The organism is Peribacillus loiseleuriae, from assembly GCF_001183985.1.
In the GTDB taxonomy this organism is placed as follows: domain Bacteria; phylum Bacillota; class Bacilli; order Bacillales; family DSM-1321; genus Peribacillus; species Peribacillus loiseleuriae.
On the sequence record NZ_LFZW01000001.1, the window covers coordinates 3906350 to 3932075 of the forward strand.

The 25726-nt window shown below is 38.2% G+C and carries 22 protein-coding genes; 1 reads left to right on the plus strand and 21 read right to left on the minus strand.

What is annotated here, in order from left to right; genetic code table 11:
* Positions 1-119 precede the first annotated feature (119 nt).
* The 9 genes from hflC to AC625_RS18115 form a co-directional block, all read right to left on the minus strand.
* A complete protein-coding gene (gene hflC / locus AC625_RS18075) occupies positions 120-1049 on the minus strand; it encodes a protease modulator HflC (RefSeq protein ID WP_049682560.1) in 930 nt (309 codons plus the stop codon).
* A complete protein-coding gene (gene hflK / locus AC625_RS18080) occupies positions 1046-2008 on the minus strand; it encodes an FtsH protease activity modulator HflK (protein ID WP_049682561.1) in 963 nt (320 codons plus the stop codon). The genes hflC and hflK overlap by 4 nt, the downstream gene beginning before the upstream one ends.
* A 324-nt stretch (positions 2009-2332) precedes the next feature.
* Positions 2333-4099 carry a two-component system histidine kinase PnpS gene (gene pnpS / locus AC625_RS18085; protein ID WP_049682562.1) on the minus strand — a complete coding sequence of 589 codons (1767 nt, stop codon included), beginning with the start codon at positions 4097-4099 and terminating at the stop codon, positions 2333-2335.
* A complete protein-coding gene (locus tag AC625_RS18090) occupies positions 4096-4812 on the minus strand; it encodes a response regulator transcription factor (RefSeq protein WP_049682563.1) in 717 nt (238 codons plus the stop codon). The genes pnpS and AC625_RS18090 overlap by 4 nt, the downstream gene beginning before the upstream one ends.
* 209 nt (positions 4813-5021) lie before the next feature.
* Entirely contained in the window at positions 5022-5498 is a 477-nt protein-coding gene (locus tag AC625_RS18095; protein ID WP_049682564.1) for a MaoC family dehydratase, read from the minus strand.
* A gap of 112 nt (positions 5499-5610) precedes the next feature.
* Positions 5611-6546: a malate dehydrogenase gene (gene mdh, locus AC625_RS18100; RefSeq protein WP_049682565.1), complete on the minus strand. Its 936-nt coding sequence runs from the start codon at positions 6544-6546 to the stop codon at positions 5611-5613.
* A 132-nt stretch (positions 6547-6678) separates the two neighbouring features.
* Positions 6679-7947 carry an NADP-dependent isocitrate dehydrogenase gene (icd, locus tag AC625_RS18105; protein WP_049682566.1) on the minus strand — a complete coding sequence of 423 codons (1269 nt, stop codon included), beginning with the start codon at positions 7945-7947 and terminating at the stop codon, positions 6679-6681.
* A 120-nt stretch (positions 7948-8067) separates the two neighbouring features.
* Entirely contained in the window at positions 8068-9183 is a 1116-nt protein-coding gene (gene citZ, locus AC625_RS18110) for a citrate synthase (RefSeq protein WP_049682567.1), read from the minus strand.
* Between the two features lie 462 nt (positions 9184-9645).
* On the minus strand, positions 9646-10104 hold the full coding sequence (locus AC625_RS18115) for a DUF441 domain-containing protein (protein ID WP_049682568.1): 459 nt from the start codon (positions 10102-10104) through the stop codon (positions 9646-9648).
* A 219-nt stretch (positions 10105-10323) separates the two neighbouring features.
* Here AC625_RS18115 and ytvI point away from each other — a divergent pair, with 219 nt between their 5' ends.
* Complete coding sequence (ytvI, locus tag AC625_RS18120; RefSeq protein WP_049682569.1) at positions 10324-11451, plus strand: sporulation integral membrane protein YtvI; 1128 nt, start codon at positions 10324-10326, stop codon at positions 11449-11451.
* A gap of 102 nt (positions 11452-11553) precedes the next feature.
* On the opposite strand, the gene AC625_RS18125 is transcribed toward ytvI, so the two are convergent.
* The 12 genes from AC625_RS18125 to AC625_RS18180 all read right to left on the minus strand — a co-directional run bounded on the left by AC625_RS18125 (position 11554) and on the right by AC625_RS18180 (position 25379).
* Positions 11554-11949: an FxsA family protein gene (locus AC625_RS18125; RefSeq protein WP_049682570.1), complete on the minus strand. Its 396-nt coding sequence runs from the start codon at positions 11947-11949 to the stop codon at positions 11554-11556.
* A 190-nt stretch (positions 11950-12139) separates the two neighbouring features.
* Complete coding sequence (locus tag AC625_RS18130) at positions 12140-13768, minus strand: glycoside hydrolase family 43 protein (protein ID WP_049682571.1); 1629 nt, start codon at positions 13766-13768, stop codon at positions 12140-12142.
* A 74-nt stretch (positions 13769-13842) separates the two neighbouring features.
* A complete protein-coding gene (locus AC625_RS18135; RefSeq protein ID WP_049682572.1) occupies positions 13843-14826 on the minus strand; it encodes an aldo/keto reductase in 984 nt (327 codons plus the stop codon).
* A 55-nt stretch (positions 14827-14881) separates the two neighbouring features.
* Positions 14882-16381 carry a xylulokinase gene (gene xylB, locus AC625_RS18140; protein ID WP_049682573.1) on the minus strand — a complete coding sequence of 500 codons (1500 nt, stop codon included), beginning with the start codon at positions 16379-16381 and terminating at the stop codon, positions 14882-14884.
* Positions 16382-16489: 108 nt separating this feature from the next.
* Positions 16490-17824, minus strand: coding sequence for a xylose isomerase (gene xylA, locus AC625_RS18145; protein ID WP_049682574.1), 1335 nt, complete (start codon positions 17822-17824; stop codon positions 16490-16492).
* Between the two features lie 47 nt (positions 17825-17871).
* On the minus strand, positions 17872-18849 hold the full coding sequence (locus AC625_RS18150) for an aldose 1-epimerase (protein ID WP_049682575.1): 978 nt from the start codon (positions 18847-18849) through the stop codon (positions 17872-17874).
* A gap of 40 nt (positions 18850-18889) precedes the next feature.
* Positions 18890-19519: a YesL family protein gene (locus tag AC625_RS18155; RefSeq protein WP_049682576.1), complete on the minus strand. Its 630-nt coding sequence runs from the start codon at positions 19517-19519 to the stop codon at positions 18890-18892.
* Between the two features lie 70 nt (positions 19520-19589).
* A complete protein-coding gene (locus AC625_RS18160) occupies positions 19590-20432 on the minus strand; it encodes a carbohydrate ABC transporter permease (protein ID WP_245645112.1) in 843 nt (280 codons plus the stop codon).
* 74 nt (positions 20433-20506) lie between these two features.
* Complete coding sequence (locus AC625_RS18165) at positions 20507-21382, minus strand: carbohydrate ABC transporter permease (protein ID WP_049682578.1); 876 nt, start codon at positions 21380-21382, stop codon at positions 20507-20509.
* A 71-nt stretch (positions 21383-21453) separates the two neighbouring features.
* Positions 21454-22764, minus strand: a complete 1311-nt coding sequence (locus AC625_RS18170) for an extracellular solute-binding protein (protein ID WP_049682579.1) — start codon at positions 22762-22764, stop codon at positions 21454-21456.
* Positions 22765-22863: 99 nt separating this feature from the next.
* The gene (locus AC625_RS18175) at positions 22864-23655 is read right to left on the minus strand and encodes a response regulator transcription factor (RefSeq protein WP_049682580.1); all 792 of its coding nucleotides are present in this window, start codon (positions 23653-23655) and stop codon (positions 22864-22866) included.
* A gap of 2 nt (positions 23656-23657) precedes the next feature.
* Positions 23658-25379 carry a sensor histidine kinase gene (locus tag AC625_RS18180; RefSeq protein ID WP_245645032.1) on the minus strand — a complete coding sequence of 574 codons (1722 nt, stop codon included), beginning with the start codon at positions 25377-25379 and terminating at the stop codon, positions 23658-23660.
* Positions 25380-25726 lie beyond the last annotated feature (347 nt).

The following is a 25726-nucleotide window of genomic DNA, read 5'->3' on the forward strand; positions in this document are numbered from 1 at the left end:
AAACCACTTTTATAGTAAATTATCTTGTTTTTTTATTAAAAAAACCGTCCATCCCATCTCTATATTCTACCACGAGTAGATATAGAAAGAGAAATGAACGGGTTACATTGGGGAGTCGATTATTTAGTATTTCCCATCAACAGACTTGCATATGGAGAATTAACTGGCAGGATAATAACCGTATCGTCTCCAATCGTTTTTTTATACGATTCAAGTGTTCGGTATAAACGGTAAAATTCGGCATCCTTGGAGAAAGAAGCATTATATACTTTAGCTGCTTCGGCTTCACCGAGAGCGCGAATGATTTCAGCTTCTGCCTTTGCCGTTGCAATAAGCTCGGTAACTTTTCTGTCTGTATCTGCCTTGATTCGGTTCTTATCTGCGTCCCCTTTTGAAAGATATTGCTGTGCGGTTGATTCACGTTCTGAAATCATCCGTTTGAACACAGACGCTTCGTTCTCCGCTGGCAAATCAGTCCGTTTTATTCGAACATCTGTAACTACAATTCCGTAATTCGAGTCTTCTAGAAGCTCGTTTACTTTGTCCGTCATTCGATCATTCAGGCTTCCTCTTGTAGACTTTTCGTCATTGATGATTTCATCGTAATTCAATTGACCGAGTTCGGTACGGACTACGGAATAAATGAATTCTTCCATTCTAGCTTCAGCACTTTCGATTGTTCTTGCATTGGTAATCATTTTCTTTGGATCTTCAATTCGCCATACCGCATAATTGTCGATCATGATTCGTTTTTTATCTCTTGTATTAATCTCTGCTTCTGAGACATCGTAGCCCATTTGATACTTCGGCAGTGTTGTAACACTTTGAATAAAAGGGATCTTCACCTTTAAACCAGGAGTCTTTTCAATCCGAACAACCTCTCCGAATTGACGAACTACTCGATATTCCCCTTCCTTCACAATAAACACATTGCTGAGTAAGATAAAAAGTACTATAAGTAATATCACGAAGAAAATACCGACTTTCGCATACCCTCTCCACGGTCCAAGATCTTTGCGACTACTCATTTCGATGACTTTATCACTCATTGCTCTCCCTCACTTTCAGCTGGTGCTTTTGGCTGTTCTTTTTCAAGCCCGCGAATAGGGAAGTATTTCATCGTATTCCCATCATCATTCATAATATATATTTCTGCATGTGGAAGGACTTGCTCAAGCGTTTCAATCACTAAACGTTCTCTTGTAATATCTGGATTGTTTTTATATTCCGCATATAACTTATCAAAAACGGCTACATCTCCACGAGCACGCTCTGTTCTAGCCGCTTTTTCTCCTTCCGCCGCAGAATTAATCGCCGCAATTTCCCCTTCTGCTTCATTCATTCTCTGATTTTCATACTTCTTTGCTTCATTGTTTTTTGTATTCATCGTTTCACGAGCATCGGTAACAGCTGTGAAGGCTTTTCTAACTTCTGCATTCGGAAGCTCAACATCCTGTAGCTTAACAGCAAGGACAGAAATCCCGATATCATATTTTTCAATCAGATGAGAAAGTAGTTCACGAACATTCGCTTCAATTTCAGCTTTTCCAGACGTTAATGCATCGTCGATCCTCGAGTTCCCGATAATACTGCGAAGTGCTGCCGATGTTGAGTCATATAGTAGTTCGTTTGGGTTATCTGCGTTATATAAATATTTCTGTGGATCGGTTATTTTCCATTGCACCACTAAATCCGCAAGCACAATGTTTTCATCACCCGTAATCATTTTCGTATCTTTCGGATAATCTTCCACCACACCATCTTTATCGGAATATCCGAATTGTAGGCTGAATGTTTCCTTTGATACTTTCTCAACGGATTGAATCGGCCAAGGCATTTTCACATGTAATCCTGGTTCAGTAATCGTTTCATCCACTTTTCCGAATGTTAAAATCACGGCCTGATCGGATTCATCAACGGTATACCAGGTAGTAAGCGCTACAATTCCTAAAACGATAATCAATAGCGTCAATCCAGTCGTTATGTAAATCTTTTTTAAACTGACCAACGGAACCCCTCCTTTATTCTCTCTCTTCTTATGTACGATACATATAGGAAAAGGATTCATTGTTTTGATAATTTTATTACTAATTACATGATTGTCTATTATTTTATAGGCTCTGTTAAATAATATTGTTGTTAAAAAAAGTTTTGGCTCATTCGTGTGAAACCGTGGTTTCACACGCCTTTTTATATAAAAAAAGACGAGGACATGGGGTTGTCCTCGTCTCATCTGCTCCCTGGATGATGGGGTTTTCTAGTTCATTGTAAACCCCTTATATAAAAGGAATGTAATAGAATTGTTAAAATCATGTAAATTCTTATTCACCCTTCATCGAATATGTTTCTTTAAGAGAACTGTAAACGTCGTTCCTTTCCCAGGGCAACTTTCAACAGTTATTTTCCCTTTATGAACTTCGAGAATATGCTTTACAATCGCTAAGCCAAGCCCCGTTCCCCCGGAATCCCTACTTCTTGCCTTATCCACCCTGTAAAAGCGCTCAAATATCCGAGGCAGTTCTTTACTTTCTATTCCTATGCCATTATCTTTGACAGCTACACAAACATTGTCACTATCTTCTGAAGCTTCAATCTTTACTTCGCCTTCTCTAGTTGTATAGTTTAAGGCATTTGTAATAAGATTGATAAAAATTTGTTTAATACGGTTCGCTTCTCCCTCAACCCATAATGAAGGGCTCTCACTTTCAAGGATCAAAGTTATATTCTTTTCTTCTGCTTTGCCACAAAGCATCGAGATGGATTCTTCAAGAATGGTACTTACATTCACGGAATCAACTTGCAATACAAAATCCTGTTGCTCAATTTTTGATAAATCTAGCAATTCTTGAATAAGCTCTTGAAGTCGATCACTTTCACTTAAAATGATCTTTAGAAAATCATATAGAGCTTGTTCGTCCTTTAATGCGCCGTCCAGTAAGGTCTCCGAAAACCCTTTGATAGAAGTGATGGGCGTTTTCAACTCATGAGACACATTCGCAACAAAATCTTTCCGCATTTGTTCTAACTTTTTTAATTCAGTAATGTCATGGAAAACAATAATAATTCCCTTCCATTCATCATTTTTAACTATGATCGGCGCTCCGTACACTTCAAAATGCTTTCTTTCAATAGAAAGAGGAATTAACACTTGACGTTTGATGCTTTTTTCCGTCATGAAAATTTCTTCAATAATCGCAATAATCTCTTCATATGGAATCACTTCATAATAAAATTTGTACAATAAATCAGTATCTTCCATATTAAACTGTTGTTTATACGCCAGATTCGTCATCGTAATATATCCCTTGTGATCAATCTGCAACACACCGCTACCAATATTTTCAATAAGCGTTTCCAGACGATCCTGATGCAAATCTCTGGCAATTTGCATTTCTTGAAGATTTCTTGCCAATATATTCAACGCTTTATTAAGCATACCTATTTCATCAGAACTCCGCTCGTAAGTTCTTGCACGATAATTTCCATCCGCAAGCTCAATTGCGGTTGTCGCCGCTGCCTCAATTGGTCGAGAATATCTAGAGGCGATTCTGCTAGCAAACATGGTAATAATACAAAGCGACGCGATAAGGCTTATCGTCAAAATCCACCACATTTGACCGTTCACCTGATTGATGGCTTCTATTTCATTACTTAATACGGCAGCACCTTCAATTTTGCCGTTTTTTTGTATCGTGTGATAATAATAGTGAAGACTCTTAGGCCCTTCCACAACTCCACTCTGATGATCCGTTTCCAATCGATTAGTAATACTTTTCAACATATCTTTGTGACGGTTAGGATAGTTATTACGATTTACATTATCGTCATAAAGGATTGTTCCATCATTCCTGATGATTGCGAAATTGGCATCAAATAGATTGGCCAAATCCTCTGTTTTTCCTTGATGAATAAATTCAGAAATTCCCCCGTTTTCCTGAATATATTTGGCGATAAAAAGGGTTTCTCTTTCAATCTTTTCATTGAATGTATTGACATAGTAGTTTTTGAAAACTTGTCCAAGCAGTAACCCCTCTGCCAGAAGAACTATAATAATCAAGCTGATAATCGCCGCTAGCAGCTTTGTCTTGAATTTGGTCATTCTGCTTTTGGCTCCTCAAGCTTATACCCTAACCCACGTATTGTTTTAATATAAATTGGCTTTCTTGTATCTTCTTCTATTTTTTCTCGAAGATGACTAATATGTACATCAACAATCCTAGTATCTCCCGCAAAATCGTAATTCCAGACTGCACTTAAAAGCTGGTCTCTCGTTAAAACTCTTCCCTTGTGCTGTGCAAGATACAGCAATAATTCAAATTCCTTTGGAGTCAACTCAAGTAATCTTCCCTTAAAAAAAGCTTCATAACGATCATGGTAAATTTCTAATTCATTAAGTTTCAGTACGTCTTCTCGTTCGCCATTTGATTCTCCAGCTTCCTGACTGATTTGTGATCTTCTAAGAATCGCTTTAATTCTTGCGACCACTTCTCTTGGACTAAACGGCTTTGTCATATAATCATCGGCACCAAGTTCCAATCCTAACACTTTGTCAAACTCATCATCTTTCGCTGTTAACATTAAGATTGGCACCATTATTTTTTGCTGGCGCAGTTGCTTACAAACTTCGATTCCATCTAGTTTTGGAAGCATTAAATCAAGGATAATTAACTGTGGTTTTTCGGCAATTGCCCGGTTTAACCCTTCTTCTCCATCTAAAGCGGTAATCACGGAATAACCCGATTGCTCTAAATTATATTGTAGTAATGTAACAATTGATTTTTCATCATCCACTACGAGAATTTTATTAGACATAGCTTCCTCCCGAAAATATATTACCCCGCGACTCACTATGAGCCGACTCATCCATCTACATTATAATTTATATTAAGGAAAAGAGTAAGAGTAATATAAAAAGATGTCCATAGGCAACGGTTCTGACCAGATCACTACTAACACGATATACAATATGTTAGTAGCTTAAGGCTGACCTTCCTGAGACATCATCCTATTCATCATCTATTTTAAAAGTTTTCTAAGACAGTGCCGCCCATTCCTTTAATTTGGCTAGGAGGGCAAACTTTAATTCTACCGTTCAATACACGGGATCCATCTTCATTTTCTCCAACAATTTCAATTACCACTTCATTTTCTTTTATCTTCACTTCTTTTACTTCAAATCGAAACTTAATCGTTTCATAGTGATGGACCGGATTCGGAAATTCAATATGATGGGACAAAATATAGCTACCTGGACCTGGCAGATATTTGGAGACAGCTGATGTGACCATACCAATGAGCATGATACTCGGAACAAGCGGTTTTTTATAAGTAGTTTGTGAGGCATAATCATGCTGGACATATAAGGGGTTTGCATCATTCGTTAATCCTAAATACAACAATAAATCTTTGTCTTCCATTTTCTCAGTGAGCGTTAGCGTTTCGCCTTCTTTGATTTCTTCAATTTTTCTTCCAAGCTTGCGATTCTTAAGCAACATAATTTTGACCTCCGTCAGATTTGAAAAAAACTGTCCAAGAAGAGAGCAGGACGATTGACGTACCTTTTTCTCTTCCTTAGACAGCTTTTATAACATAAATTTTTACATTTGGCGATTATTGGAGAATCGCCATAACATTGCGTACAGAATCAACAGATTTAGAAAGTGCTGCTTTTTCATCTTCTGTTAATTCAAGTTCAATAATCTGCTCGATCCCGCCAGCACCTAGGACAGTAGGAACACCAAGGTAAATTCCTTCAAATCCATATTCTCCTTCAAGATATGCAATTGATGGAAGAACACGACGTTGATCTTTCAAAATAGCTTCTGCCATTTCTACAAGAGATGCTGCAGGTGCATAGTACGCACTGCCGTTTCCAAGAAGGTTTACGATTTCTCCGCCGCCTGTACGTGTACGAGCAACGATTGCATCTAGACGATCTTGTGGAATAAGCGTTTCTAACGGAATTCCGCCTGCATATGAGTAGCGAACAAGAGGAACCATATCGTCACCATGCCCACCTAGAACGAAGCCAGTCACATCTTTAACAGACAAGTTCAACTCTTGGGCAACGAATGTACGGAAACGAGCAGTATCAAGAACGCCTGATTGACCGATAACGCGTTCTTTCGGGAAACCAGATTCTTTGTATACCGTATAAGTCATTGCATCTACCGGGTTTGTTAGAACAATTAATGTTGAATTTGGAGAATACTTTACGATTTCTTTCGTAACAGCTATCATAACTTTTTGGTTAGTCTGTACTAAATCATCACGGCTCATACCTGGTTTACGAGCAATACCAGCAGTAATGATGACAATATCAGAATTTGCAGTATCTGCGTAATCAGAAGTACCTGTAATGTTTGCATCAAATCCAAACACAGGGCTTGCTTCTAGCATATCTAACGCTTTCCCTTTAGTCGGATTTTCCATTTGCGGGATATCCACTAATACAACATCACCCAATTCTTTTTGTGCAGCAAAAAATGCCGTTGTTGCTCCTGTAAAACCGCCACCGATTACCGAGATTTTTTTACGTGTTGGCATGAAAATTTCCCCTTCCCATATAAAAGTTATCTTTTCGTCCCTTTTCCCCTCTAAGTCCTGTTACACGTATAAACCTCTTCGAAAAGAAGCCGGTACATTCCGGCTCCTGCTCAAAGAAGCATTGTATGAAAATTATAGGTTTTTGATTAGTTCGTCAGCAAACTCTGAACATTTCACTTCTGTAGCGCCGTCCATTAGGCGAGCAAAGTCATATGTTACAACTTTAGAAGCAATGGTTTTTTCTACTGAAGCCGTAATGCTTGCCGCGGCTTCCGTCCATCCAAGATGTTCAAGTAATAGCACACCTGAAAGAAGAACAGAAGAAGGATTCACTTTATCAAGTCCTGCATATTTCGGAGCAGTACCATGAGTCGCTTCAAAAATTGCATGTCCAGTTTCATAGTTAATGTTCGCTCCAGGAGCAATCCCGATTCCGCCAACTTGAGCCGCAAGCGCATCAGAAATGTAGTCTCCGTTAAGGTTCATTGTAGCCACTACATCAAATTCTTTCGGACGAGTTAGAATTTGTTGTAAGAAGATATCAGCGATCGAATCTTTTACGATGATCTTACCTTCCGCTTCAGCCGCAGCTTGCGCTTTGTTTGCCGCATCTGTTCCTTCAGCTTCTTTAATGCGATCATATTGATTCCAAGTGAATACTTTATCACCAAATTCTTGTTCAGCAATTTCATAGCCCCAGTTTTTAAATGCGCCTTCTGTGAACTTCATAATATTCCCTTTATGTACTAACGTTAATGAAGAACGGCCTTCTTTAATTGCGTAGTTTAGAGCCGCACGTACAAGACGTTGCGTTCCCTCTTCAGAAACTGGTTTAATACCGATACCTGACGTTTCAGGGAAACGGATTTTGTTTACACCCATTTCATTTTGAAGGAAGTCAATAAGTTTTTTTACTTCATCGGATCCTTTTGCATACTCGATACCTGCATAGATGTCTTCTGTGTTCTCACGGAAAATGACCATGTCAGTATCTTCTGGACGTTTTACAGGTGAAGGAACACCTTCGAAATAACGTACTGGACGAAGACATACGAAAAGATCAAGCTCTTGACGCAATGCAACGTTTAATGAACGTATTCCACCGCCAATTGGGGTAGTAAGCGGTCCTTTAATCGCAATCAAATACTCGCGAATGATATTAAGCGTTTCTTCTGGAAGCCATTCTCCCGTTTGGTCAAATGCTTTCTGTCCAGCTAATACTTCTTTCCAAACAATTTTCTTCTCACCATTGTAAGCTTTTTCTACAGCTGCGTCTAAAACACGAGATGCTGCTGCCCAAATATCAGGACCAATTCCATCCCCTTCAATGAACGGTACAATTGGGTTGTTTGGTACGTTTAGTACTCCATTTGTTACTGCGATTTTTTCACCTTGTGTCATGTTTAATTACCTCCGATTCATTATCAAAAGTTAGAAAGGTACATACTGAAAGCCCCTAACCTTTATTCCTGTCATCTACTAATTTACTACACATTCACATAATTATAAAAAAATACTATCTTATCTTTTTTCAATTGGTACATATTTTTGCAAGCCAGGTCCGGTATATTCTGCACGAGGGCGGATTAGACGGTTGTTAGAGTATTGCTCAAGTATATGAGCGATCCAACCAGATGTACGGCTAACTGCAAAAATTGGTGTAAATAAATCATGATCAATGCCCAGACTATGATATACAGATGCTGAGTAGAAATCTACGTTTGGCGGAAGATTTTTTTGAGTTGTAACGAGTTCTTCAATTTTAATGGATATTTCATAATACTCAGGCTGTCCAGTAATCTCTGTTAATTTCTTAGACATCTCGCGCAAATGCTTAGCACGAGGATCACCTTTACGGTATACGCGGTGGCCAAAGCCCATGATTTTCTCTTTATTATCTAATTTAGCTGTGATATATGACACTGCTTGATCAACAGAACCGATTTCACTCAGCATTTTCATAACTTGCTCGTTTGCTCCGCCATGAAGTGGTCCTTTAAGTGCACCGATTGCAGCAGTTACGCCAGAATATATGTCAGACAAAGTAGCTACGCATACACGGGCAGTGAAGGTAGAAGCGTTCAATTCATGATCTGCATGAAGGACAAGTGCTTTATTGAATGCTTCCACTTCAATTGAGGAAGGTTCTTTTCCGTTTAGCATGTATAAGAAGTTGGCAGCGAAGCTTAAATCGGTACGTGGTGCAACTGGTTCTAGGCCTTTGCGTACACGAGAAAATGCAGTTACAACAGTTGGAATTTGTGCTTGAATACGGATAGCTTTACGGTAGTTCGCTTCATCACTCATCACGTCAGATTCATCATCATATAGACCTAATAAAGAAATGGCAGTACGAAGCGCTCCCATAGGGTGAACTTTATCGATTGGATATGTTTTAAAGTGATTTAGAACTTCAACTGGGATAGCCGCGTTATCTGCCAGTTGTTTTGTAAGCTCTGCTAATTGGCTTGTTGTAGGAAGACTACCGTGCCAAAGCAAGTAAATAACTTCCTCAAATGTCGCATTTTTAGCTAGATCATCGATATCGTATCCTGCATACGTTAACGTATCGTCAATAATCGAGCTTATCTTTGAAGTGGTTGCTACGATACCCTCTAGACCTTTTGTTGCTGTCATACAAAACCTCTCCTTTTCTTAAATATCCCCTGTGCCCCTTTTATCGCATAAAAATATAGCGCTTCCAATAAAAGTTCAGCTTATCCAAGCCAATATGTATTTTAGAGAGTAATTTCCATTAAGTGAAAGATATCATCATATAACGACATGATTAAAAAAGCAATGGATTGAATACTTTCAATATTCCCTAAAATAATACGACAAAGCCCCCAATTAAGCGCTAGCTCAAATAATTGCAAACATAAACTGTAGTTAGAATATCAGAGAGCAATTATACTATCATTATAAACAATTTTCAGATTTTTGGGAATGAAAAGCACTAAAATTGTGAAAAAAATATTATTTTATTAGAAAAATACAAGTTTTGCCAAAGTCGTATCCTACATGCATAAAAGATGCCCCAAAGAAAGGGCAGAGACGCAGTAGTGACTAAATACGATTAAGAGTGACGTCTCTTCCTACTTATTTAATAAATTGGACAAGCTGCATGCACAAGTAGGCAATCCCCGCTCCAATCAGAGGTCCTACTGCTACACCTTTGAATAAAGCAACTGCTAATATGGTTCCGAAAACAAGGGCAACGGTAATATGAGGATCATTTGCCAATAGAACGACACCGTTCTTAGCAATGAGAGCGACCGCAATTCCTGACGCAAGGGCAATCCATGCATAAGGAGATTTCATTGCATCCAGTAACTCCTTAAACCCAATTGAGCCATTTGCAATCGGAACTAATACAGCAATCGTAATTACGGTAACGCCAAGGTTTATCCCCTTTGCAGAAAGGTAGGGAAATATCTTAGCATCCAATCCAGTTATTTTCAATATCAGTAAAAAACCTGCCGCCATCATCAGTGATGAGTTTTTGGCAAGCAGGCCAATTCCTAATAAAAGTAGTAAAAATATGATAGGTCCATTCATGTTCGTCCTCCTTAAGTTTCCTCGTTTATTATCTCAGCATAACGAAAAACAAGATGATTCCCTTTTAAATCAATAGATTTTTTATTTTTCTGAATTGATAAAAATTATCTTTCTTTTCTATCTTTCAAAATGTACAATTATAGTATATAACACTTTCAGCAGTAAATTTGCATTTCTCATTCACCCGAAATAATAGCATTTTGACGGAAGGTGAGGCTTTTGAATCCAGTTTACCTACAGCGGTTTATCCGCTTCTGTATTGTAATAGGAGCGGCAATGATTGGCTGTTTGGTTCTGTTCTATTTATCAAAATATACATACCCATTTATTATCGCGATGATTTTTGCCTTCTTTATGAATCCCCTTGTAAACTTCTTTGAACTAAAGACAAGATTACCAAGAGGTATCGCGGTTTTTCTCTCCCTGTTGCTCATTCTTTCCGGCTTTGCAGGTTTAATTACGTTATTAATTGCTGAAATCGTTTCAGGGGCAAACTATCTGGCAAAAGTGGTACCTGCCCATTTAGAAACCGTTATCCGATTTATCGAGGAATTTATCGCCGGTCAGCTTCTTCCCTTATACAATCAAAGCGCTACCTTATTTAATAATCTCGATGGGCAACAACAAGATACGATTCTTTCCAACATTCGCAACCTTGGTGATAATCTAGCCACATCAGTAGGTAGTTTCATTCAAAAATTCCTCTTAAACATCCCTGCTTTCATTGCCTGGTTTCCCAATGCAGCCACTGTCTTAGTTTTCTCTTTTTTGGCAACCTTTTTTATCAGTAAAGACTGGAGAAAATTATCCAATTTCAGCAACAAAGTACTTCCACCTAGAATTTTACTTGGGACTGGCAAGGTAATTAAAGATTTGAAAGGGGCATTATTGGGTTTTATTAAAGCTCAGTTCACACTTATTTCATTAACGACTGTCACCGTATTAATTGGTTTGCTTATTTTGAGAGTGGAATATAGCATCACGATTGCATTAGTTTCCGGCTTAATTGATATCATTCCATACTTGGGAACAGGAACCGTCTTTATTCCATGGATTGCATATGAAGTGATCATCGGAAACTATCACTTAGCAATCGGGCTTATCGTCGTGTATGTCATCGTAGTTGTTCAACGTCAATTAGTTGAGCCGAAAGTTCTGTCATCCAGTATTGGCATTGATCCGATTGCCACACTCCTAGCTTTATTCGTAGGTTATAAATTAATTGGCTTTCTCGGATTGATTGCAGGTCCTGTTGTTCTTGTTATTATCAACACACTCCATCGCGCCAATGTATTTAAAGAGATTTGGAATTTCGTCGTTGGGAGAGAAGGACCGAGAATTCGGTGAAATCGACAAAAAGAGGCTGATACCGACTCAGCCTCTTCATTCTCTATGGATTTCCATTCTTATGGCCATGTAAAGATACGACTATTTCATATATTAAGGATTTTATCTGATAATCGTCACTTTTCCTCGATTCATTCGGTGCATTCGGTTTCTAATATATCTAAAAATAGCTGGTTTGATAAGAGAACGTGTAAATGGCAGTACTAACAAAAGACCGATCAAGTCAGAAACAAAACCAGGAAACAGTAATAATATTCCACCAAGTAAAATACATATTCTGTCTACAATTTCTGAACCGGGAACTTCACCATATTTCATTTGTTCCTGAGCCTTTTTCCATGTTTTAATTCCTTGTCTTTTCAGCAAGAAAACACCGAGAATTCCAGTGCCGATCACTAATAACAACGTTCCGCCAACACCCATGATTTTTCCAACCAATAAAAGGACGACTATTTCAATAACGGTAAGTGCAAGTAGACTAGATATCAAATACTTCATTCAACATTCCTCCAGCACAGTCCAATTTGGTGTCTGTAGGTTTATTATACTGCATATGAGATGAAATATTAAATATAACTACCTAAAACAAATGAGACAGACACTAAATGCCTGCCTCATTTGTTATTTAACTAGAAAAAAGTAACTTAACTATTTATTACCACAAAATTACTGGTTAAGTTTTCAAAGCTTATTCTTTTCCCACCTTCTCAGGCTCCTCCCTATAGATAAAGTAATCAAAATCAGCAAATTGATTTTGACCTGACGTATCCTGACATTGCATGCCAACAAACGCACCTGTAAAAAAGCCTCCGCCATGAATATAATCATCCGACAACTTATAAGATTGGAACGTAACAGGAATAGCCGTCCAGTGCCCTCCGTCAAATGAGTAAGAATATTGATACACATCCGTTTTCACTTCAACACGAAGATACACATATTCGATGTGATCTGGAATCACTATTTCCCCACCTTGAAGAGGTTGGGCAAAGTAAAAATTGTCACACGTTATGAGTTCAAGGATCCTGCCCTTGTTTTCATTCCAAGTGATCTGACATGATGTCCAGTTTTGTGTGTTATAGTAATTCACCAAACCTGCTGATTGTTGGAAATTATTTGGATTAAATGAAACCTTGGTCTCCGCGGTAAAAGTAAAGTGTTGCCAGCGCCTTGCTATAAAAGCTTGAGTGAATTTTGACGTTAGTGACTCTTTCCCGTACAGTCGTAAATGGCCAGGGTTATCTTTTAGTGAAACAATATGCTCACCTAATGGGATACGTAAATTCTGAAAATGGGGGTTTAGAGATTCTGCATTAAAATCGTCTTTCTCAGGAAACTCCCTTTCCCACTGCACTTCCGCCATTCTTGGACCTTCTATCTCAAGAGATGGTTGGTTGCCACCAACGACATATGGCCATCCGTTTTTCCACTCCAATCTCTGGATAGCCGTTTCCCTTCCAAGTGGACAAAAACCTCGCGGATCTAATAAAGGCTGATCCTCTCTTGGTAAAGGACGACCAGTCAAATGAACCAGAAACCACTCATCCGTATGCGTGTGTACAATGGATGCATGACCCGCTTTTTGGAGCGGATTTCTAGGATTTAGGGATGAAGTGATCAAAGGGTTTTCTGGATGTATTTCATATGGTCCCCTCAGTTGTTTAGAACGTGCAATGGTAGCCTGGTGATCATATTTCGTGCCACCTTCAGCTGTTAATAGATAGTAGTAGTCATCGATTTTATATAAGTGAGGAGCTTCTGTTAGTTTAATATCTGTTCCTTTAAAGATGACTTCCGCTTTTCCAACCAGCTTTTGTTCTTCATCATTGTATTCCTGAATCACGATGCCACCAAAACTGTGATTGGCAACACGCTGGTCCCATAACATATTGACCAAATATTTTTTTCCATCCTCATCATGGAATAAAGATGGATCAAAGCCTGAACTATTTAAATAAATCGCCTCTGACCACTCTCCATCAATCGTTTCACAAGTAACAAGGTAATTGTGGCAATCCTTCCATTGACCCTCAACAACTTTTACATCCGTATAGATTAACCAAAACTGCCCATCACTATACGAAAGTGCAGGAGCCCAAATTCCTCCTGAATCTGGATTCCCCATCATGTTCAACTGACTTAAACGGTTAAGTGGTCTTGCTGCCAAACGCCAGTTTTTCAGATCTTTAGAATGATAAATACCCACCCCAGGAAACCATTCAAATGTGGATACGGCAATGTAATAATCTTCGCCCACTCGACAAATACTCGGATCGGGATTGAATCCCGTTAATATTGGATTATGAATCGTTGCCATTTTTACACTCCTATTCATTCATGTACTTACTTATTGATTTCACCATTCACAGCAATTTCTTCCACCCTTTTTTGCTAATATGGTCCTCTGATTTGATGGCTTACTTTTGCTTGATAGAAGTTTTGCAGTTGCTCCTGTTCCACCTTGGAAAACGGTTTTGTATGGATTGCTTCAAGATTAACCGCTGCTTGCTTTTGGTTCTTTACGCCTGGAATAACGCAGGTGATTTCCTTTTGATCCAAAATCCAGCGTAGTGATGCACTTGCCATAGATTTTCTTCCTTCAGCAATCCATTTTAGCTGATTGGCTAATTCCAACCCTTTTTCGAACCCAAGGCCTGCAAATGTTTCTCCGACGTTAAACGCCGCTCCATGTTCATTAAAGTTTCGATGATCATCTGCTTCAAAAACATGATCATTAGTATATTTTCCCGTTAGGAGCCCGCTTGCGAGCGGTAGTCTGACGATAATGCCTACTCCTCTTCTGTGTGCTTCAGGTAGAAGAATCTCTAATGGCTTTTGACGAAAAACATTAAAAATGACCTGCAAGCTTTTTACATTTGTGTTCTCTAAGCAAATGAGTCCTTCTTCTACCGTTTCAACGCTGATCCCATAATGACGGATTTTTCCTTCTTGTTTTAAGCGTTCAAGAACATCAAACACTTGCCCATCTCTAATTATCTCTGTAGCCGGACAATGGACCTGATACAAGTCGATTACTTCTCGGTTCAGTCGACGGAGACTATCTTCACAATAGGACCTAACCGATTCATACGAATAATTATCTGGAGCGAAAATATCTCCCTTTCGGCAAAATTTCGTCCCAATATGAACTTTATCCTCTAATCCTTTGGTTGCTTTTGCCAATAATTCTTCACTGTGACCGTCCCCATACACATCAGCCGTATCAAAAAAGTTTACGCCCTGATCGATGGCAAACTCGAGTGCCTTTAATGATTCACTATCATTTGTTTTCCCCCACGCACCCCCAATTGCCCATGTTCCAAAGCTAACTTCACTTACCATTATTCCGGTGTTTCCCAGTTCTCGATAATTCAATCGGAAATCTCCTCTCTTGTGTCCAATCGGTATAATCAGGAAGTGTTTGGATCACCTATTTTCTAAATTCCATTAACTGAACATTTATGTCTCTTGTTTGTTGATAGACTTGTTTATATATACTAAATAGGGTCTGATACTTTTCTACATTTTCTTTAATAGGGTTATAGGCTTGGATAGGCTTGATAAATTCGGTTGCACATTCCTCTAATGATGAAAACCAGCCACATCCATATGCAGCTAGCATCGCAGCTCCCATTCCGGGACCCTGTTCACTAGATAGCTTGAGTATCGTTGCATTGAAAATATCCGCCTGCATCTGAAGCCATACTGGATTTTTCGAGCCTCCACCAATGGAAATAATCGAATCAATCTTCTTCCTATTGTTTCTGAAAATTTCGATTGACTCATTCAATGAAAATGTGATTCCTTCCATCACCGCACGAGCAAATTCATTCCGTTTATGAGCCGCATCTATTCCAATAAAGCTTCCCCGAATTGAAGAATCCGCATGTGGTGTTCTTTCACCTGCTAAGTAAGGAGTGAACAACAAGCCGTTAGAGCCAATTGGAACGGAATCCACACCCTTTAATAGTTGTTCGAAATCCTCATTTTCCGCAAATGTATCCTTGAACCAGCTTAATGAATACCCCGCTGACAACGTAACTCCCATAGAATAAAAAGCATCTTTTTTTCCATGATTAAAATAGTGAACCTTCCCATTAAAATCTTGATCACCTTGTTTTTCGAATGAAAGTACAACTCCTGAAGTTCCGATACTACATAAGGTTTTTCCTTCTGCTAAAATCCCGGAGCCGATTGCACCACAAGCATTGTCGGCACCACCAGCAAATACTTTAACTTTCAATCCTAGCCCTGTCTTTTGCGAGACTTCTTCTGTAATCATGCCAACACATTCATATGATTCCAATAAGGGTGGGCATAAGTTATATGGAATGCCGAGCCTACTACAGATTTCCTCACTCCACTTCTTTTCTTTAACATCTAGAAGTAGGGTACCTGCCGCATCGGAATATTCACTATTTATTTCTCCCGAAAATCGATAACGAAGATAGTCCTTTGGGAGCATGAACACTGCTGAATTGCTAAAAATTTCTGGTTCGTTTTCCTTTACCCACAATAACTTTGGCAAGGTAAAGCCTTCAAGAGCAGGATTTTTCGTAATTTCAAGCAAAAGCCCATTTCCTACTTTTGCATAGATTTCCTTACATTGCGCAGTAGTTCTAGTATCATTCCATAAAATCGCGTTTCTTTGGACCTTATTCTCTTTATCTAGTAAGACCAGTCCATGCATTTGTCCAGAAAAAGAAATTCCTTCAATATCATGAACATCGCCTTGGAATACACTCACAAGCTCCGCAATTCCAGCAATTGTTTTTTCTACCCATTCTTCTGGATTTTGCTCACTGTATCCTGACTTTTCATGAATTAATGGGTATGCATGTGTTACCTCATGACAGACTTCTCCAGTCTTATTCACCAATAAAATTTTCACCGCACTCGTACCTAAGTCGACCCCGATTACATATTTCATCTATATCATCCTTTATGACGTATTTAATGCTCGTCGATATGTGAAAAATATGCTGGAAACATACGCTTTTCCAGCACTTTTTAATAAGGGAAAATCCATGACGAGTGTTTAAACAGTTGCTAATTCAGAAATCGTTTCCAATAAATATTGATTTAACAAGCCCTTTAAGCGTTCTTCACGGCCAGACTTGTTTTGAATTTCTCCCAGTGTTAATGCATACGCTTCTAGACTATGGAAATTAGCCTTGCCTTCGATAATATCCTTACCGATACCTGATGTATAGCTCTTATAGCGATCATCGATAAAGTTATCAAACACCCTATCTTCAATCAGCTTATCAGCAACCATTAATCCAATCGCAAAGCTATCCATTCCAGCAATATGTGCATGGAACAAGTCTTCCACATCAAAGCTTGCTCTTCTTACTTTCGCATCAAAGTTTAGACCACCTTTACCTAAACCACCATTCTTCAAGATTTCATACATGGCTAAAGTAGTAGAGTAAAGATCTGTAGGGAATTCATCTGTATCCCAGCCAATTAATTTGTCGCCTTGGTTCGCATCGACAGATCCTAGCATGCCATTAATCCGAGCAACACGAAGCTCGTGTTCAAAAGTATGACCTGCAAGGGTTGCGTGGTTCGCTTCAATATTAAATTTAAAATATTTTTCCAAATGATATTTTTGAAGGAACGCGAGTCCCGTTGCTACGTCAAAGTCATATTGATGTTTTGTTGGCTCTTTCGGCTTTGGTTCAATTAAGAATTGTCCATTGAATCCTATCTCTTTTGCATAGTCCACAGCCATATGGAAGAAAAGTGCCAAATTGTCTTGTTCAAGCTTCATATCAGTATTTAGAAGTGTTTCGTATCCTTCACGTCCACCCCAGAATACATAGTTTTCTGCACCAAGTTCTTTTGCTACATCTAAGCCTTTTTTTACTTTTGCTGCAGAATAAGCAAACACATCAGCATTGTTTGAAGTAGCTGCACCATGAACATAACGGGGATTAGTAAACATATTCGCAGTGTTCCATAGTAATTTTGTTTTGCTAGTTTTCATGTAATCCTTAATCATTGATACAATGGTGTCGATATTTTGATACGTTTCTCTCAATGTACTTCCCTCTGGTGCAACGTCTACATCATGGAAGCAGAAGAATGGAACATCTAATTTTTCGAATAATTCAAATGCTGCTTCAACGCGTGCTTTCGCAAGATCCATGCCTTGAAGGTGATTCCAAGGACGTACCATTGTACTTGCTCCAAATGGATCTGAACCATCTGCTGTAAATGTATGCCAGTAAGCAACTGAAAAACGAAGCAAATCCTCCATTTTTTGCCCATTTACGATTCTTTGTGGATCATAATATTTAAAAGAAAGGGCATTCTTTGATTTTGGACCTTCAAATTTGATCTTGTTGATATTAGTAAAATAAGTCATACGAATTTCCTCCTAATAGATAAAATTTTTTAGTGTATCGATTCATTTCATTGTCCACTTTTATTAGATATAGCCATCCAAGTACTTAAACTCTTACAATCCCCAGGATCAATTCCTTGCAATCCAGATAACGAAGTCGGGACGTCCAGATTCGGTGCATTAGTTACCCAAGTATACGGCTCAAGGCAGAGAAAGCCGCTTTTTCCATCCTTGTTATATGCGACCCAGTGCTTGAAATTTTCGTCAACAGTATAGCTAATTTCTATTCCAGTTAAATCATTCACAAGTCGAGCTGTGTGCAGTCCCCTGGAATCCGCAAAAGAAAGAAAAACATCATCTAACTCCAAACCAACTACACGTATTCCATTATTCAACTCTTCCCGGTACGTTATGTCTTCAAGCTCGCCTGTCGGTAAATTTCTTTCATTCAACTTCCATCGTTTTTCTGCAGAGAGAGCAAACTCTGATCTCTCTTCTGGATATAAAAAGCTAGTATGATAGCCAAAACCCAAAGGCAAAGTTTCTGCACTTTTATTCATGACTTCTGCTTGCTTTGTTAAGAGATTTCCGTTAAGACTATAACTCATACGAATGTTGAAATGGTGTGGAAACTGACTTATCACGTCTTCATGTTTGCTAGAATCAAACTCGGTCACAACCGTTACACTATTTTCTTTTGCTTCGGCTTTGGTGATGTCCCACTTTCTTGTATGAACAAAACCGTGGATATGGTTTTGTTTATCCTCTTCATTCACGTCGAATTGATAGGTTCGGTTGCCAAACGTAAATGCCCCCTGATCAATTCGATTTGGCGGAAACAAGATAGGGGTACCGTAAAGAACTGGTTTGTCCCAAAATTCAGCTACAGAAGTCGGGACTCTTAACAGTTCGGTATTTGATTCCTTCTCAACTAATGAAATCAAGTTTGATCCCCAGCCTGGAACGATAATAAACTCCAACTGTTCATTCCCTACTTTTATCGCCGGTTCTTGTAAAAAAGTGATTTTCTCCACATATGTTTTCATCGTTGCACCTCCCTTCAAGGTAAAAGCTACACTGTAAGTCTCATCCACCGCTTACCTTGCTTTGTCGTGCTTCAATTCGATTAAAGCTGTATATGCCACCAAACATCAGGATCCAAGCAATAGATACAACACTAAAGAACGGGACTAGACCTGGCTGGTACAAAATCAAGATAATGATTGCGGCTAGAGTTACAAGCATCAGTAACGTCATATGAAAATTAAGAATACCCAAGAAAAAAGCATTTTTTAGATTCGTTATCATTTTCAAATCGTAATGGACATAAACCGGTAAGATATACAAGGCAGTGGTGATATAAAAAGCAGCAATAATCATTAATGGTACTAACAAAGCTAATTGAAGAGCTCCGTGTACAGTTCTCAAGTACAGGAAATCGAAAATAAGGAAGGCTCCACCCAATGAGAGACCGAAGCCTAATCCATTAGATCTTTTGAATTCCTGGCGATAGACGGTAAGAAATGTCTTCAAAACGGGTATATCAGTTTCTTTCATCTGCCATTTTCGTACGATCGTAAATAGCGCTACAGAAGCTGGCATGATTCCGAAAACGAGCAACCCAGCTATGGAAAAGAGAATCCATAATAGATTGACGAAGGCAAGCCTCATGATCCACTCACAAACCGTGAACAGTTTTCCCATTGTTTTTTGCATGATCTTTCCCCTCTTTTTACGAATCTTCTTCGATGGTACCCATCCTATTTTTATCGATTGTATAGAAGGATCACCCTTTAACTGAACCTGAAGCGATCCCTTCGACAATTCGATTACTTAGTAAAAAGAATGCTAATAGAATAGGCAGAATGCTAATAACGAGCGTCGCGCCAATTGCTCCCCAATCTGTTGTATACTGTCCAATAAAGTTCTGGATACCGACAGTCAGTGTTTTAAATTTTTCTGAACTAATGAATGTATTAACAAAAACAAATTCATTCCAGTTGTAAATCATATTAATGATCGCAGCTGTTGCAATGACCGGTGATGTCATCGGTAAGGTAATCTTGAAAAAAATATAATTGATGGAGGCTCCATCCATAACTGCCGCTTCTTCGACCTCTCGAGGCAATGCCTCATAAAATCCGAGCAGGATCATAATCGTAATCGGCAGGTTAAAGGCGGTATAAGCCAAAATAACCGATAAAGGATTATCAATCATGTTTAATTTTGTAAAGGTACTGAATAATGGTATGAGCGTTGAATGAACAGGAATCATTAATCCAATCATGAATAATCCCAAGACTATTTTGCTGCCTTTCCAATTCATTCTTGTGATTGCAAAGGTCACCATGCTGGCCAATACAACCGTCAATATCACAGCAACAACGGTATAGGTCACACTATTGAAGAAGTACAGGCTAATGTTTCCTTCTGTCCATACCTTCGAGTAATTTTCCCATTTTGGACTTTCTGGTAAGGCAAAGGGAGACATATTGAAAACTTCTTGGTTATTCTTCAATGAAAAAAGGAATAACCAGATTATCGGAAATATTTGGAATATCGCTACGATGATGAGGAATAAATACATGATTCCATAGGCAGCTCGACTAAAAAGTGAATTTGTGCCCAGGTTCGTTTTCTTTTCATTTACAATTGCTTGAGACCCAGTCGTTTTCACCGTATTCACCTTAATCCCCCTCTCATTTAATACGTATCATTTTTTGTTTTAGTAAGCTTACTAATGATAAAGGTAACGACTAAACAAATAACTAATAGGAAGAAACCAATTGCACTTCCATATCCAAAGTCAAACCCTTTAAACGCTTTGTGGTACATATAAGAAGCCATAACCTCACTTGAACCATTCGGACCACCATCCGTCATAACATAAATCAAATCAAAGTATTTCAGCGAACCAACAACCGCAAGAACAATCGTTACCTTGATTACATTCATAATTAATGGAAGCTTAATTTTAAGCGCAATTTGCAAGGGTGTCGCACCATCAATTCTGGCAGCTTCAATGAGCGATTCTGGGATATTTTTTAGTGCTGCATAATAAATCAGAATATAGAAGCCTGCATATTGCCAGATAATCGGTACGATAATTGCATACAATGCTAGATTAGATTCTGCAAGCCAAGCTGGCGGATTATCTACCCCTAGTGAAATCAGGACAGTATTTAAAATCCCATTGGTTGGGTGGTAAATTTTTAGCCAGAGCTGTGCGATTGCAACGGAAGCAAGTAGCATTGGAATTAGATAAATTTTTCTAAGCAGATTAGCACCCCTGATTTTACCGGCAAGAATGATGGAGATAAATAAATAGCCAATCAAGCTAAGTGCTGAAAATACTGCTAGTAAAAAGGAGTGGAGGGCGCTTTTCCAAAATAGAGGATCATTTATAAGATGGGAATAATTCTTTAAACCGATGAATTCCATATCCCCAATTCCATTCCATTTCATTAAGCCAAAATACCCCGTTTGTACAATTGGAACGTAAATCAAAGCAAGGACAAGAAAAAGAGCCGGCGCTATGTACATAGCAATTACTTTTTTATTGGACATGACTTTATTCATTTCGATTCAACTCCCTCCATTAAAAGGACACACCAGCTAAAGAGATATGTCCTTTTCTTTAGTTACGCACATTATTTTCTTTCTTCAGCCTTAAGTGCTTCTTCGTGTTTCTTAGCAAAGTCATTCGGTTTTACTTCATTACCAAATAGTGATTGAATAAGATTCAAGTGTGTTTCAGCCACAGATGCGCTCATTTGAACGTCAGCAAATAGTGTAAGGTTACTAGCTTTACTTAATTCGTTTAATACATCAATATAAAGCTGTGGTAATTCTATTTTTGCCGTATCTACTTTTGTTGCTGGAATAACACCTGCTTTTTCTACAGCTTGTTCTCCCCATTTTTCAACAAAGAACTTAACAAATTCCTTCGATTCAGCTTTAACCTTTGAATTTTCGGATACGAACAATCCAACACCAGGCCCACCTACCCAGCTATCGATATCGCCTTTCCCACCTTCAACTGTAGGAAACTTAAAGAATCCAACATTGTCACGGAACTCTTTTGGAAGCTCTTCATTGGTTGTGAAGTTAGGTAGCTCCCAAGTACCCATTAGGTACATAGCTGCCTTTCCATTTAGAAATTCTGACTTTCCTTCGTCATTGGACAAACCATTAAACCCTTTATTAAAAGCGTTTTCATTCACAAGCTTTTGAATTTCATCAGCAGCTGATACAAGAGCAGGATCTTCAAATGATCCAGTACGGTCAATCGCTTTGTTTAGTACATCTGAACCACCGATACGGTCAGCCATGTACATGTACCATAATGAACCTGTCCAGCGATCCTTGTTTCCAAGTGCGATTGGCGCAATACCTTTATCAGAAAGCGTTTTCACGATAGTTTGGAATTCACTATATGTTTTAGGAACTTCAAGATTATATTTTTCGAATATTTCTTTATTGTAATAAATGGGTGCGATGTTCAATTCTAGTGGAAGTCCATACGTTTTGCCGTCTAAAGCATAAGCTTCGGTTGTTCCACTAACGAAAGAATCCTTCAAGCCTTCATTCAATACGTCATCAAGATCTGCATAAAGGTTCCCCTCTACAAATGGCGTCATATATCCTGCAGCCCAAGTAAATCCTACATCTGGAAGCTCATTAGAAGAGGAGAGGACTTTTATTTTGTTCTTGTATTGTTCATTTTCAAGAACTTCTAACTCAATCTTTACATCCTTATTTTCAGCTTCGAATTGCTTGATAATATCCGAAACAATCAAGCTTTGCTGCTTTGAGCTACCTGCAGGCCATAGATGCATAAATTTGATCGTCTTTTGGGAACCGCTTTCATTACTTGCCTTATCTGATCCATTGCAACCAGTAAGTGCAGCTATTAGAAGTAAAACAAGTACCAGAAAAAATGTATGCGTTTTCTTTAACATATCAAAACCCCCTATTAATTAGTTTCTCTTACACTTAAATTCTAGCATCAATGAAAAATCGTGGTAAGGTAACCACGATTGGGGGAAATTCCACTATTTTTAGATTTGTATTTCTTCAGCGTTGACCATCTTCCGGTACTTACTTGGTGTGATTCCTTCGTAATCCTTGAATAACTTAATAAAATATTTACTTGTTTGATAGCCTACCTCGAGCGCGATTTCTTCGATTTGCGAATCTGTAGTCAACAATAAAGTTTTCGCAATTTGTAACCTTTTTCTGGTTATATACTCACTAAAGGTCAAACTTGTCTGCTCTTTAAACAAAACACTAAAGTAACTTGCGTTTAAATAAACAGAATCTGCTACTTCCTTTAAGGTGATCTGTCTGTTTAAATTATTATTAACATAAGTAAGAGCCTCTTTGATGGCGAATTTTGAATGATCATTCCTTCTATCAATTTTCATAAGTTTTTGATCGACTACCTTTTCCATAAAGTCTACCCTTTCAATACTCACTTCAGTCTCCAGTGCCTGCTCTACTGCTTCAATCATCTTCTGCTTACTAATAGGCTTCAGCAAATAATTAATAACTCCAAGACGGATTGCTTCCTGAGCATAATCAAAATTAGGATGTCCAGAAACGATTATAACAACCGGCTTGTATCCCTTAATCTTTAGATTTTGTAAAAGCTTTAGACCATCCATTTCAGGCATGCATATGTCTGTAATTAACAAGTGAATTTTGGTTTTACTGAATAATTCATAAGCTTCAGGCCCGTCAGCTGCACTCATAATTTCGTATTTGCCAGCAGACCATATTTCAAGTGTTTTTTTCAATCCTTGTCTGGTTGTTTGCTCATCATCGACAATTAATATTGTCTTCGTACCCATCATCATATGCCCCCAATGCTTGGAATTTCAAATGCTACTTTCGTTCCTTTACCATGTTCACTAATCAAGTGTAGTTCTGTTAGGTTACATCCGTCATAATAAAGTCGTAACCTTTTATTCACATTCGTAAGCGCCATCCCCATTCCCTTAAAGGACGATACACCATTATTTTCAATTTCTTGGTTAATATTTTTTAGTGTTTCGCTTTCAATTCCCAGACCATTATCCTCTACTGTGATCTCAAGGTTTGAAGAGTTGTCCACTTTTTCTATTTTAATCAATACATACCCTTGTTTTCTCTTTTTTTCTATTCCATGTAAAATAGCATTCTCAACCAATGGCTGGATCATCAGCTTCGGGATTTTCACATTAAGATATTCTTCCGGCGCTGATATATTCCATAATAAACGGTCGCCCAACCTCATTTTCATCACCTTTAAATAACGATCAATATGCTCCAACTCATCTTGGATTGTTACCCACTCATCACTTTTCGAATTCCCTATCGTATAGCGAAAAAGCTCTGACATCGCGATAACGATTCCTGCCAAATCTTCTTCTTCTCTTTCCTCCAACGACCAGTAAAGCGCATTCAATGTATTATAAATAAAATGCGGATTGATCTGGGCTTGCAACGCCTTCAACTCAGTTCTACTTCGAAGCAGCTCCTTTTCATATACTACTTGTATCAAATGATTCGTGTTTTCTACCATTTGGTTGTAGGTCCTATTCAGTTCAATAATTTCCAGTGAAGATGAATTTTCTGGATTAAGCTTCAATTCATCCATTTTTGCGTGTTTCATTGTTTTTGTCAGTTTTTTTATCGGTCGGGTAATCATCGTTGCTAACAACACAGCAGATATAAAAAATATGACAAAGCCGATTGTTCCTGAATAAAGGATAACCGTTCGCACTGTAGAGATGCTTTCCATGAAAAAACTCATTGGCTTTAAGATAACGATCGTCCATCCTGTCAATTTGGATGATTCTTTCACAATCATGTATTCTTTCTTACTAATCGTAACGGTTTTATATCTTTCTAATAGGACATTCTGAATATCGATTCCATAATCACGGGTAATAGGGGTTAAGTCACGATCTAGTAGCATCATATAGTCCTCATCCCCATTTCCCCCCACAATTTCTTTTACTTGAAAATAGCTATTAGATATCCGTATCACTAAATAGCCCCCGTGTGAAAACGAACGGTCCATTAGACTAACTCTTCTTATTGCATATGAATAATTTTCATTGTTTAGGTCCTTTCCTACCCAAACTAATCTCCCTTTTTCCTTATCCGCCATGGTGACCCATCTTTCATTAATGACATTTGAAATACTTTTATCATCAAAAGGATAAATTCTTTTTCCTTCTGTTGTGTATAGTTCAAAGGAAGATATACCATCTGAATAGGCATGGATGTTATTAACTATTTTGGTTAAAGTTTGCCATTTATCAAAATTCATGCTCTCTCCATTAACTAAACCAAGAAGTAACTGTTGTACGGTATCATTTGTCACCAACTGATTTGACAACGTATCAATTTGTTTATAAAGCGCTTCCATTCTTCCGTTTGCTTCAATTGCCGTTTGTTTGATCTGTTTTTCCGCATTATCCTGCATCAAATCTCCTAGCTGGTTGTACACCATGCCCGAAACAATCGATAGAACTATCATCATTACAAACAAAAAAACGGCTAATATCTGATTACGTAATGTATTCATTTTTTTCAATCGTGACCGGATGCTAAGAATCGTAATCACCCATTCTGTATTATAATCTAAAATAGCTATATTCAAATATTAGCAAACTTTCTGTATCTTTGCATATAAATCATCCAAGTTAAAAATCTACTAATTTTTTCCACAAAATGATTCGGTAAAATAGTATAGGCCTCTTTCATATCTTGCTTTTACAATTTCTAACTTGTTGTTGATTTAGAATTTGATATAAAATGATTCGTTCATCCTATTTTGATCCCCACTTTTTTATACAAGGCACAAAGTTTATCATTCTGTCTTGAAACTCATTTTTTAAATTTAGTTAGATTAAACAAATAAGACTGGCCAAG

What these genes read in the sequence shown, in the direction of transcription:
- xylA (WP_049682574.1), bottom strand. Translation starts at nt 17,824, where the DNA reads ATGACTTATTTTACTAATATCAACAAGATCAAATTTGAAGGTCCAAAA.
- mdh (WP_049682565.1), bottom strand. Translation starts at nt 6,546, where the DNA reads ATGCCAACACGTAAAAAAATCTCGGTAATCGGTGGCGGTTTTACAGGA.
- icd (WP_049682566.1), bottom strand. Translation starts at nt 7,947, where the DNA reads ATGACACAAGGTGAAAAAATCGCAGTAACAAATGGAGTACTAAACGTA.
- AC625_RS18130 (WP_049682571.1), bottom strand. Translation starts at nt 13,768, where the DNA reads ATGGCAACGATTCATAATCCAATATTAACGGGATTCAATCCCGATCCG.
- AC625_RS18115 (WP_049682568.1), bottom strand. Translation starts at nt 10,104, where the DNA reads ATGAATGGACCTATCATATTTTTACTACTTTTATTAGGAATTGGCCTG.
- AC625_RS18165 (WP_049682578.1), bottom strand. Translation starts at nt 21,382, where the DNA reads ATGAATAAAGTCATGTCCAATAAAAAAGTAATTGCTATGTACATAGCG.
- AC625_RS18090 (WP_049682563.1), bottom strand. Translation starts at nt 4,812, where the DNA reads ATGTCTAATAAAATTCTCGTAGTGGATGATGAAAAATCAATTGTTACA.
- xylB (WP_049682573.1), bottom strand. Translation starts at nt 16,381, where the DNA reads ATGAAATATGTAATCGGGGTCGACTTAGGTACGAGTGCGGTGAAAATT.
- AC625_RS18170 (WP_049682579.1), bottom strand. Translation starts at nt 22,764, where the DNA reads ATGTTAAAGAAAACGCATACATTTTTTCTGGTACTTGTTTTACTTCTA.
- AC625_RS18155 (WP_049682576.1), bottom strand. Translation starts at nt 19,519, where the DNA reads ATGCAAAAAACAATGGGAAAACTGTTCACGGTTTGTGAGTGGATCATG.
- citZ (WP_049682567.1), bottom strand. Translation starts at nt 9,183, where the DNA reads ATGACAGCAACAAAAGGTCTAGAGGGTATCGTAGCAACCACTTCAAAG.
- AC625_RS18175 (WP_049682580.1), bottom strand. Translation starts at nt 23,655, where the DNA reads ATGGGTACGAAGACAATATTAATTGTCGATGATGAGCAAACAACCAGA.
- AC625_RS18180 (WP_245645032.1), bottom strand. Translation starts at nt 25,379, where the DNA reads ATGAATACATTACGTAATCAGATATTAGCCGTTTTTTTGTTTGTAATG.
- AC625_RS18125 (WP_049682570.1), bottom strand. Translation starts at nt 11,949, where the DNA reads ATGAAGTATTTGATATCTAGTCTACTTGCACTTACCGTTATTGAAATA.
- AC625_RS18150 (WP_049682575.1), bottom strand. Translation starts at nt 18,849, where the DNA reads ATGAAAACATATGTGGAGAAAATCACTTTTTTACAAGAACCGGCGATA.
- pnpS (WP_049682562.1), bottom strand. Translation starts at nt 4,099, where the DNA reads ATGACCAAATTCAAGACAAAGCTGCTAGCGGCGATTATCAGCTTGATT.
- hflC (WP_049682560.1), bottom strand. Translation starts at nt 1,049, where the DNA reads ATGAGTGATAAAGTCATCGAAATGAGTAGTCGCAAAGATCTTGGACCG.